Here is a 10,834-nt window from a genome sequence, read left to right as displayed (position 1 = left end):
ACGATTCTGCTAAAGGTTTATGCTTGACGACGATAGCGAGTGGGCACCACCTGATTCCATCCCGAACTCAGAAGTGAAACTGCTCAGCGCCGATGGTAGTGTGGCGTTTCGCCATGTGAGAGTAGGACATCGTCAAGCGCTTATTGGAAGCCCTGGTACTGTTGTGCCGGGGCTTTTTACTTTAGGGATTTTGCTTAGTAATAACATTTAGCTCAATACTAAGCTTAAACTATAAGGAACTTAGACTGTATGTGTGGGATAACTTGGTCTACTAAGTTAGTTTAATCTACCCATCTTCTTTCTTTGTTTTACGCTTAAAATAAAGTTAGAGATATTTTATCAACAACTGTCGTAACAATACTGACAAGTGTATTGGAGATGGCTATTAATGAAATGCTTACACTCTCTGGTACTTAGTACTTCAATTCTTTGTTTTCCTTTAGTGACTCAGGCAGATGATACCAAACAGGTATATATCTATAACTGGAGTGATTATATAGCTGAAGATACGTTAAAGAATTTTGAAGAAAAGACTGGTATCAAGACGCAGTATGATGTTTTTGATAGTAACGAAATACTGGAAGCAAAGTTACTATCAGGTAAGACGGGCTACGATGTTGTTGTACCTTCTCACGATTTTTTGAGAGTACAAATTAGGGCTGGAGCATTTCAACCACTTGATAAAAGCAAACTCCCAAATTTAAAAAATCTTGATAGTGATATGATGAAGGAGATATCTGCCACTATTGACCCAGATAATAAGTTTGCTATTCCCTATTTATTGGCTACCACTGGTTTCGGTTATAACCCTGAAAAGGTAAAAGCGGCATTGGGTGATGATGCACCTGTTAATAGCTGGCGTTTACTTTTGGATGAAAAGAATTTAGCTAAGCTTAAGTCCTGTGGTGTTGCATTTTTAGATGCCCCTACTGAAGTCTTTCCTATAGTCTTAAATTACTTGGGTAAAAATCCTAATACCCAAAACTTGAATGATTACAAAGAAGCCGCCAAGCTGCTTGAAAAATTAAGCCCTCATGTGACTTATTTTCATTCATCAAAGTATATTTCTGACTTAGCAAATGGTGACATATGTGTAGCTATTGGTTGGTCTGGGGATATGTATCAAGCAGCAGACCGAGCAGCTGAAGCTAAAAATGGCATTAATATAACCTACAATATCCCTGAAGAAGGGGCGCCAATATCCTTTGATATGTTGGCGATTCCAAAGGATGCTACTCATCCAGAAGCAGCTCATGCATTTCTTAACTACTTAATGGAACCAAAGGTGATTGCAAATATTACTAACTACGTTAAGTATGCAAATCCAAACGTAGAATCGAAGTCATTTGTTGATGCTGAAATTATAAAAGATCCTGGTATTTACCCTACAGAAAAGGCAAAGCGTAAACTATTTACCTTTGGCGAGCGATCAAAGACTGTTCAGCGGTTTATCAATAGAGCCTGGACGCGTATTAAGACAGGTAAGTAATAATAATCTTTGAAAAGCTAAAATCGAGAAAATAAGGCCTAACTTATTTAGAAGTTAAGCCTTATTTTTGCGCTGTACTGTTATTGATTAATTCGGTTACGAATTGAAGTGAGGGCATCTTTCCCAGTTGCTTGTTTAATTTCCTGACTTACCTCTTCACCAAAGCCAATTCGTATAACATCCTCTTGTGGGAGTTCATCAAGAAAACGACTTGGTGTAGTTTCTATTTGTTCACCAAATTGCTTACGTTGTCCTGCTAAAGTCATTGTTAGTGCCTTTCGTGCTCGGGTAATACCTACGTAAGTTAATCGGCGTTCTTCTTCTATATTATTTTCTTCAATACTACTCCGGTGGGGGAGTAAATCTTCTTCCATACCAATCATAAATACAAAGGGATACTCAAGTCCTTTCGAGGCATGAAGGGTCATGAGCTGAACACGGTCACTATCGTCTTCTTGTTCTTGGCGCTCAAGCATATCCCTTAATACAAGCTTGCCTATTGCTGCTTTTATATCTGTTTCCACATCATCTTCTTCATCCATAACTTTTAGTGACTTTTCTAGTGAGTCAACAAGGGTCCAGACATTGCTCATTCGCTTATCTGCGACACTATCACTACTACTGTTTTGGCGTAACCAGTTCTGGTAATCCAAGTCATGAACCATCTCTTTAATAGCAGTAACAGGATCTTCTTGGTGACATTGTTGAGTTACCTTCTGCATCCAGTGAGTAAATCGTTGTAGTTTCTCAAGAAAGCGGTCATCAAGATGGGTGCTAAGACCAAACTCACTACAGGCAGCAAACAGACTGATATGTCGTTGAGATGCGTAATTTCCAAGTTTTTCTAGCGTCGTTGGACCGATTTCCCGGCGAGGTACATTAATGACTCGTAAGAATGCATTATCGTCATCTGGGTTAATGATGAGTCGAAGATATGCCATGATATCTTTTACTTCTGAACGAGAGAAAAAAGAGGTTCCACCTGATATAAAATAGGGAATTTGATGATGCTGTAACTTTAACTCAAGCAATTTAGCTTGATGGTTTCCTCTATATAAAATTGCATAGTCCTTGAATTTGGTTTCATGCTTTAATTTATGAGTGATAATTTCTGCCGCAACGCGTTCTGCTTCCACTTCTTCATTACGACAACGTACTACACGAATCTCGTCCCCCATGCCGAAGTCACTCCAAAGTCGTTTCTCAAAAACGTGTGGATTATTGGCAATAACGGTGTTTGCTGCTTTGAGAATACGGCTGGTTGAGCGGTAGTTTTGTTCTAGCTTAATAACATTGAGGCTTGGGTAGTCATCTTTGAGTAAAGCCAAATTTTCTGGACGAGCTCCACGCCAAGCATAAATTGATTGGTCATCATCCCCTACAACGGTAAACGCAGCTCTAGTACCAACGAGTTGTTTTACAAGTAAATATTGTGAGGCATTGGTATCTTGGTATTCATCGACTAATAAATAGCGAATTTTATTTTGCCATTTATCAAGAACTGTTGGGTTTTCAGAGAAGAGCATTACAGGTAATAATATGAGATCATCAAAGTCAACGGCATTGTAGGCTTTTAATGTACGTACGTAGTGCTGGTAGATGGTGGCAATGACTTCTGTCTCTTCATCTTTGGCATGACTAATCGCTTGGTCGGCGGTGATGAGGTCATTTTTCCAGTTTGAGATGGTATGTTGAATTAAATCAATTTTATCCATTCCTTCGCTATAGTACTTTTCACCTAGCTCTTTGATGAGTGCTTTGGAATCCTGGTCATCAAAAATTGAAAAGCCTGGCTTGTAGCCAAGTGTTTTATGTTCGCGGCGAATGATATTCAGACCCAAGTTGTGAAAAGTTGAAACAGTAAGCCCTCGGGCCTCTTTGCCGCTAACGAGTTGACCAACGCGCTCCTTCATCTCTCGCGCCGCCTTATTGGTGAAAGTAACAGCAACGACATGCTTAGCTTTTAAGCCGCATGTCTCAATCAAGTAAGCAATTTTTTGGGTGATAACACTTGTTTTACCACTCCCAGCCCCAGCTAAGACGAGTAAAGGTGAGTCAATATATTTTACAGCTTCTTCTTGTCTGGGATTAAGTCTACGCACAGAGTTTGGGCTCCTTTTCACTAACCAAATAGCGGCGTATTTTAACAAATAGAAATCTGACCGCGAATGGATTTTTTGTCATCTTTTGCTTTTTGGCTTTAACTCGGTGCGTGAGAATAATAGAGAAACATCCTGTAGTCATAGGATGAAATGACTTATCACTTAGAATGATAGACATAATCTGAAAACAAGTTACATGCTTGTGAAACTGTTATTGGTGATGCTTGCTCAAAAAATAAAAACTGGGAAATGATATCAATTTACATGGCTATTGATTTGGTATAAGAACGATAGCTCAGTAAGAACTGACAAAGCAGGTCAAGTTTATTGACGAGTTGTTAGAGAATTTTTGGTGGATTTTGACTGATTGTGTGATCATATAAGGTAATTAAATTGGCGCGACGACCAAGTGTATATTGGAGGACCGACATTCGTGGCAGGTCAACGAGATGAGGGGCAACCCAAAGTATATTTAATCGATAAAAAAAACACTGAGAAAAACTACTTGGTATCGTTGCTAAAAGAAAGTGACTCACAACTTTTTTTTAAACTAAATCACCTTACATCATTGGTAGAGATGGAATCTCTGGAAGGGTGCCGTGGCAGTAGGCTTGTTATCTTACTTGCAGAAGAGTTTATGGAAGAGTATCCAGGTTTACTGGAAGTATTAAGTTGTGACTATCCTGTTCTGTTATTAGTGGATTCAATTTCTGCTGATAAATATAAGCGAATAGTAAAAAAAGGGGCTGCTTATTATGTGTTGCGAAAAAGCTACACAAAAGAGCAATTAAAAACACTGGTTAAATTAGCTGAAGAGCAGTACGCACAAACGCACTCTACTTCAGGTATTGATACTCTAACAGGATTAGCCAGTCGTCGTACATTCACTCAGCGTTTAAATAGTATGTTGCTAGAGCAGCATTATAATAAGCCACCGGCCTTATTGCTGATTGATTTAGATGGCTTTAAAAAAGTAAATGAATGGCTGGGATATCAGGCTGGAGATCAACTGATATGTGATGTTGCACAAAGACTTAAGCAACTTTTTCCAATACACGAGCATATTGCTCGGATAGGTGATAATGAATACGGTGTGACCATTGATAATATCGGCCAGACTGCCGAGTTGGTACATACTGTTAAGGAATTACTAAAAGCACTGGCTCACCCATTTATAATTTCCGGTCATCAATTAACGATCGGTTGTAGTATTGGCATTGCTTTAGCCGTAGATGGTCCTAGAAATGTCGACTCATTAATTCATAATGCCACGCTTGCTTTGAAACAAGCGAAACAGCAACTAGGAGGCAGTTACTGTTTTTATTCTCATGACTTAAATACTCATGCTAAACAGCGTTACTGTTTGGAAACAGAACTGCGTCATGCAATTAAACAAAAAGAGTTTCAATTACTTTATCAACCCAGAATTGATGCAACAACAGGCAAGTTGTGTGGTGTTGAAGGGTTGTTGCGATGGTATCACCCATTACGTGGTTTGCTATTACCCAGTGATTTTATTCCATTAGCAGAAGAAACAGGGCTTATTGTTCCTTTGGGGCATTGGGTTATATACCAGTCTTGTTATGACCTTTTAAAGTTAATCGACGTGTGTGGTGAACAGGTTAGTATGGCGATTAACTTATCTTTTCAACAGTTCAAGGATGCTCGTTTATTTACTGTGATTTCTCATGCTTTGGAAAAATTTGATGTTCCACCTCAATGTTTGGAATTCGAGCTCACAGAAACTGCCATGATGCAAGATGAGGCTGCAGTCGCTGCTGCAATGAGTGCACTAGGGAAGTTGGGTATCACGTTTTCATTAGATGATTTTGGCACAGGCTTTTCGTCATTTGCACATATACAGCAGTTGCCGATTTCGACCTTAAAAATTGATCGAAGCTTTATTTGTAAGATTCACTCAAATACGGATGATGCGGTGATTGTACAGGCAATAACTAATTTAGCGCATAATTTGAATTTAAGTGTCGTTGCTGAAGGGGTGGAAAATCAGGCACAAGTGGATGTGCTTACTAAAATGGGTTGTGACCAACTACAGGGTTTTTTTTACAGCCCACCTGTGCCAATTACCTCGTTTTGCCAACGTAACTCTGATGAATTAGTAGGTTGTATAGTTTAAGCTTCTTAATTGGAAACCGCTCGATCTAGTTTTCTGTAACCAAGAGCCTCTGTGATATGACTGACTTGTAACTGCTCGTTCTCTGTTAGGTCCGCAATACTACGAGATACTCTTAAAATGCGATGATAAGCGCGAGCGGATAAACCCAGTTTTTGAAGTGCATTATTCAGCAAGCGTTGTGCATCATCTGTAAGAGAACAAAATAGCTCAATTTCTTTTGCATTTAACTCACTATTTGCTTTTCCTTGTCGGGCTAACTGAAGCTCTCTTGCTTTAATAACGCGTTGTTGGACTTGAGCACTGTTTTCTACACTTAACTGAGAGGCTCGTTGAGTAAGCAAGCCATTAGGTAATGAGGCAACCTCAATGTGCATATCAATTCGATCCAGTAATGGACCAGAGAGTTTACGGCGGTAACGACTAATTTGCTGATCAGTACAGCGACAGGCTTGTCGATTGTCACCAAGATACCCACAGGGGCAAGGGTTCATCGCCGCAACCAGTTGGAATTTTGCTGGATAAGTCACCTGTCGGCTGGCGCGAGAAATTACTATTTCTCCAGACTCCATTGGCTCACGTAAAACTTCTAACACTCTTCGCTCATATTCTGGAAGCTCATCAAGAAATAATACTCCGTGATGGGCCAGTGATATTTCTCCAGGTTTGGGGCTGCTGCCGCCACCCACCATCGCAATGGCTGATGCAGTATGGTGAGGTGCACGGAAACTTCTATTCAACCACTCTGTTATAGGTCGAGGTTTTCGAGAGATGGAGTTAACTGACGCGACTTCTAAAGCCTCTTTTTCTGTTAAAGGAGGCATTATGCTTGGTAGTCTACTGGCAAGCATGGTTTTTCCTGTTCCTGGAGGCCCAAAAAAGAGCAGGTTATGCCCACCTGCTGCAGCGACTTCAAGTGCTCGTTTGGCTTGTGGTTGCCCTTTTACATCGGCAAGGTCTTTAGATGATAGTGTTTTAATATGTTTGTAACTTGCTTTGAATGGGGTAATAGACTGGTTATCCTGCAGGTGCTGGCAAAGCTGGTTTAAGCTGTTGATGCCTAGCAATGTACAGTTTTTGACGAGACTGGCTTCTGCACAATTGTCTTCTGGAAGAACAAGTTGTCGATTGACGGTTTGGCATTGTACTGCAGCGGGTAACACACCTTTGACAGGTCTTACTTCACCAGATAAGGCAAGTTCCCCAATAAATTCGTAGTCTACGAGCTTAGCTGGGGCTATTTGTCCTGAAGCAGCTAAGATTCCCAACGCAATAGCAAGGTCAAAGCGACTCCCTTCTTTTGGCAAGTCTGCAGGGGCTAAATTGATGGTGATACGTTTTGCAGGAAATTCAAAGTGTGTATTTAAGAGAGCGCTTCGAACACGGTCTTTACTTTCTTTAACCGCAGTTTCTGGTAAACCAACAATAGCCAAACCAGGTAGACCATTTGAAAGGTGAGCTTCAACAGTAACAAGTGGCGCATGAATACCAAATTGAGCACGAGTATAAACAACAGCCAGAGACATAAATCATCCTTGCAGACTCACTAATAAAAGAGGAAGGTAGTTTAAAATTTGTACAGTGAGACTGCTAATAGGAGGATGACAGACTGTGAACTCGTAAAATATCCACAAAAAAAATGTGAATTTATTGGTTGTTTGGGTGATTTTTAATCGCTATGTAGTGACTAACTTGTGTTGAGTTAGTTCTCTTTTTCTTCTGGAGGTAATTGTTGAGAAGCACTTTCAATAATGATTGTCGATTTATCCGCTGAGGCAAGGTGAGCCTCCAGCGCTGCTACTTTCTGCTCTAATGCTTCTAGTTTGGCACGGGTATGTTGTAAAACGGCTAATTGATCTTCAAATTGCTCTCTTGTCACCAGGTCTAATTTGGCAAAAGCTGTTTGCAATAGAATATGGATATTATTTTCAATGTCTTTTTGAATTTGTGGTTTTTCCCCTGACATCAGTTGCTGCACTTTTTCACCAACGGAGCTGCTGATTTGTTCGCTAAGAGACTGAATAAATGCTTTGTTGATCATGCTTAAGCCTGTTCTGTTGAGTGTGCACGATTAAGGAAACATGTACGGTATAGATGTTATCAAGCAGTAATGAATGCACTATTACTTTAGCATAGTCATGAAGCGAGAAACTATTCGTAGTTGATCATTTAGAATTCATGGAACAGTCACTAGCCTCTTCTACTATCAGCTATATACATACACGCTTTGCTTAGACAGGGTGATCGTAAAAAGAGCAAAGCCATTTTGCGTGAACCAAACTGGTGCATTTTTTCTATAACACTCCTTCAATTCAACTCCGAACGATAAGCTAACTTATTGATATAAAAAGATGAAATCTGTAGATGGCATACATCCTGCTACTAAGTTGCTGTTAAACGTGTACTTGTTGAAGAAATGCTCAGCATTATGTGACGTTTACAGTTGCTTACTTTTTTGCTGAGCGTACGAGTAGGAAATGAATAAATAACCACTTGATGTTGATGGAACAAGGGGGTGTGGCAAAGGAAGCCTTGTGCTGTTAGCGCTAAGTTACGTAAAGGGTTATAAATCTACTTGTATTTAGGTATTAGGCTTATATAAATTGCATAAATAACTTGCTCCAGCCCCCCATGGGCAAGACATAAAACTGCAGGAGATTAAAATGAAATTAGTTTCGGCAATCATTAAGCCATTCAAGTTAGATGACGTACGTGAAGCCCTTTCTGAAATCGGTGTGCAAGGTATTACTGTTACTGAAGTGAAGGGATTTGGACGACAAAAAGGCCATACTGAATTATATCGTGGCGCTGAATATGTTGTTGACTTCTTACCCAAGGTAAAAATTGAAATTGCTATTGGCGATGAGATGTTAGATCAAGTCATTGAAGCAATATCAACGGCAGCTAACACCGGCAAAATAGGCGATGGCAAAATTTTTGTGGTTGCCCTTGAGCAGGCAGTAAGAATTCGAACTGGTGAGACAGGAACTGATGCTATCTGAGCGAACCGTTGTGTAACGTTATTTGAAGCCTAAAGGGGGGCTGATTGTGGAAAACTTAACTCAACTGTCTTATGCGCTCGATACTTTTTATTTTTTAGTATGTGGTGCTTTAGTCATGTGGATGGCTGCGGGTTTTGCTATGTTAGAAGCAGGCTTAGTCCGAGCTAAAAATACCGTCGAAATTTTAACCAAGAATGTCGCGTTATTTGCTGTAGCATGCACAATGTACTTGTTGTGTGGCTATGCAATCATGTATCCCGGTGAGGATGCAGCAGGTGGTATTTTACCTATATTAGGAACACTCATAGGTGATGAGCATACAGCAGAGGCTGTGTTATCAAGTGAGGGTTCAACTTATTATGCGGCACGTTCTGACTTTTTCTTTCAGGTGGTCTTTGTTGCAACGGCAATGTCGATTGTATCTGGTGCCGTTGCTGAACGAATGAAACTGTGGGCATTTTTATTGTTTGCGGTGGTGCTGACAGGATTTATTTACCCTGTTCAAGGTTACTGGAAATGGGGTGGTGGTTTCCTGCAAGCAGCTAAATTTCAAGACTTTGCAGGCTCTGGTGTAGTGCATATGTGTGGTGCTGCTGCTGCACTAGCAGCGGTCATTTTACTGGGACCACGTAACGGTAAGTATGGCAAGAATGGTGTGGTGAATGCTATTCCTGGTGCTAATTTGCCTCTCGCAACGTTAGGTACCTTTGTGTTGTGGCTGGGTTGGTTTGGTTTTAATGGCGGCTCCCAGCTCAAGTTGACTGGTATTGAAAATGCTAATGCTGTTGCACAGATTTTTGTGAATACCAATGCGGGAGCTGCAGGTGGAGTGATCGCTGCTCTTATTACTGCACGTTTGCTATTTGGCAAAGCTGATTTAACAATGGCTTTAAATGGTGCACTTGCAGGCTTGGTTGCGATTACTGCTGAACCTCTAACCCCTTCAGCATTAGCAGCAACACTCATTGGTGCTGTGGGTGGTATTCTGGTGGTGTTTGCCATTGTAACACTTGATAAGCTTCATCTGGATGATCCTGTTGGTGCCATTTCTGTACATGGTGTGGTAGGTATTTGGGGATTATTGGCTGTGCCTCTGACGAATAGCGATGCAACATTGCTCAAACAGTTACTGGGTATCGTGACCATCTTTGCCTGGGTTTTTGGTTGTAGCTTTGTCGTATGGTTTGTCCTTAAAAAAATTATGGGTATACGTATCAGTCAAGAGGAAGAATACGAAGGGGCAGATATTGCGGAGTGTGGTATGGAAGCCTATCCTGAATTTACCAGCAAATAAAATTATGAATATGGGACAGCCTTTAATAAGTCATCAATGGCCCTTAGAGGCAATGATAACAGCATATATTCGCTAGTTATTATAAAAGGAGGCATAAGCCTCCTTTTTTATTATTAAGTGCTCATATTCATTCGTGGGGATGGTTTTTTTATGTGGGTACAAAAGATTGTTCAATTAGTGCCAAGGGAACGAGGGTTTCATTTGGTAACTGATGAGCTAATACAAGAGCTACCAGAAATTGACACTGTTAAGGTGGGGTTATTAAGTCTTTTTATGCAGCACACATCAGCATCATTAACAGTGAATGAAAATGCTGATCCCTCAATACGAGCCGACTTTGAGTCCCACTTAAATTATTTAGTGCCTGAAAATGCGGAACATTTTCAATCCAAAGGTCATGGTGCTGATGCAACACCTGCACATTTAAAGAATACGCTGATCGGTTTCTCATTAGTCATACCCATATCACAAGGCCAGCTAGCGTTAGGTGCATGGCAAGGTATTTATCTCGGAGAGCATCATACTCATGGAAGCAGTCATCGAATTGTTGCAACACTGTTTGGTGAGGATTTCGAGAAATAAATTAAAATAGGCGTAATGTTTCAGCATATAAATAGTTTACTTATAGGTATAATATACCCTTCACGAATCATTTTTAGGGTTTGTTGTCTGCACTCTTGAGCACTAAGGATGGTGTGAATGCAGTTTATGCAGGAGCGTTTAACTGCCACCCCAGTCACTTATTAATATAAGCTCCGAGGGCTTCATCGCTTGACGGCCGCCCCTAAAAAAACTTCGTTATGGGTATAATTA

At 40.5% G+C, this 10,834-nt stretch carries 8 protein-coding genes and 1 rRNA gene; 6 read left to right on the top strand and 3 right to left on the bottom strand.

Going from position 1 to position 10,834, the window contains the following annotated elements; genetic code table 11:
- The first annotated feature begins 22 nt into the window (after positions 1-22).
- Both rrf and ACQ96U_RS04950 read left to right on the top strand, forming a co-directional pair.
- Positions 23-138, top strand: a 5S ribosomal RNA gene (gene rrf, locus ACQ96U_RS04955).
- A gap of 250 nt (positions 139-388) precedes the next feature.
- Positions 389-1,489, top strand: coding sequence for an extracellular solute-binding protein (locus ACQ96U_RS04950; protein ID WP_431720117.1), 1,101 nt, complete (start codon positions 389-391; stop codon positions 1,487-1,489).
- Between the two features lie 80 nt (positions 1,490-1,569).
- On the opposite strand, the gene rep is transcribed toward ACQ96U_RS04950, so the two are convergent.
- Positions 1,570-3,591: a DNA helicase Rep gene (rep, locus tag ACQ96U_RS04945; protein WP_431720116.1), complete on the bottom strand. Its 2,022-nt coding sequence runs from the start codon at positions 3,589-3,591 to the stop codon at positions 1,570-1,572.
- Positions 3,592-4,024: 433 nt separating this feature from the next.
- Between rep and ACQ96U_RS04940 the strand changes: the two genes are divergently transcribed.
- Entirely contained in the window at positions 4,025-5,728 is a 1,704-nt protein-coding gene (locus ACQ96U_RS04940; RefSeq protein WP_431720115.1) for a putative bifunctional diguanylate cyclase/phosphodiesterase, read from the top strand.
- Positions 5,729-5,733: 5 nt separating this feature from the next.
- Here ACQ96U_RS04940 and ACQ96U_RS04935 read toward each other — a convergent pair whose 3' ends face one another.
- Together ACQ96U_RS04935 and ACQ96U_RS04930 are read right to left on the bottom strand one after the other, a co-directional pair.
- Entirely contained in the window at positions 5,734-7,251 is a 1,518-nt protein-coding gene (locus ACQ96U_RS04935; protein WP_431720114.1) for a YifB family Mg chelatase-like AAA ATPase, read from the bottom strand.
- Between the two features lie 176 nt (positions 7,252-7,427).
- Entirely contained in the window at positions 7,428-7,766 is a 339-nt protein-coding gene (locus ACQ96U_RS04930) for an accessory factor UbiK family protein (RefSeq protein WP_431720113.1), read from the bottom strand.
- A gap of 622 nt (positions 7,767-8,388) precedes the next feature.
- Here ACQ96U_RS04930 and glnK point away from each other — a divergent pair.
- The 3 genes from glnK to ACQ96U_RS04915 all read left to right on the top strand — a co-directional run bounded on the left by glnK (position 8,389) and on the right by ACQ96U_RS04915 (position 10,603).
- Entirely contained in the window at positions 8,389-8,727 is a 339-nt protein-coding gene (gene glnK, locus ACQ96U_RS04925) for a P-II family nitrogen regulator (protein ID WP_431720112.1), read from the top strand.
- 46 nt (positions 8,728-8,773) lie between these two features.
- Positions 8,774-10,021, top strand: coding sequence for an ammonium transporter (locus tag ACQ96U_RS04920; protein ID WP_431720111.1), 1,248 nt, complete (start codon positions 8,774-8,776; stop codon positions 10,019-10,021).
- Between the two features lie 150 nt (positions 10,022-10,171).
- Entirely contained in the window at positions 10,172-10,603 is a 432-nt protein-coding gene (locus ACQ96U_RS04915) for a secondary thiamine-phosphate synthase enzyme YjbQ (protein WP_431720110.1), read from the top strand.
- The last annotated feature ends 231 nt before the right edge of the window (positions 10,604-10,834 follow it).

The sequence above is a fragment of the Zooshikella sp. RANM57 genome (assembly GCF_050749885.1).
Classification (GTDB): Bacteria; Pseudomonadota; Gammaproteobacteria; order Pseudomonadales; family Zooshikellaceae; genus Zooshikella.
Note: the sequence above shows the minus strand (reverse complement) of the source record. Positions and strands in the feature narration are given on the sequence as shown.

Excerpts from the sequence above, each read along its gene's own strand:
- ACQ96U_RS04950 (WP_431720117.1), top strand. The coding sequence starts at position 389 with ATGAAATGCTTACACTCTCTGGTACTTAGTACTTCAATTCTTTGTTTT.
- ACQ96U_RS04935 (WP_431720114.1), bottom strand. The coding sequence starts at position 7,251 with ATGTCTCTGGCTGTTGTTTATACTCGTGCTCAATTTGGTATTCATGCG.
- ACQ96U_RS04930 (WP_431720113.1), bottom strand. The coding sequence starts at position 7,766 with ATGATCAACAAAGCATTTATTCAGTCTCTTAGCGAACAAATCAGCAGC.
- glnK (WP_431720112.1), top strand. The coding sequence starts at position 8,389 with ATGAAATTAGTTTCGGCAATCATTAAGCCATTCAAGTTAGATGACGTA.
- ACQ96U_RS04915 (WP_431720110.1), top strand. The coding sequence starts at position 10,172 with ATGTGGGTACAAAAGATTGTTCAATTAGTGCCAAGGGAACGAGGGTTT.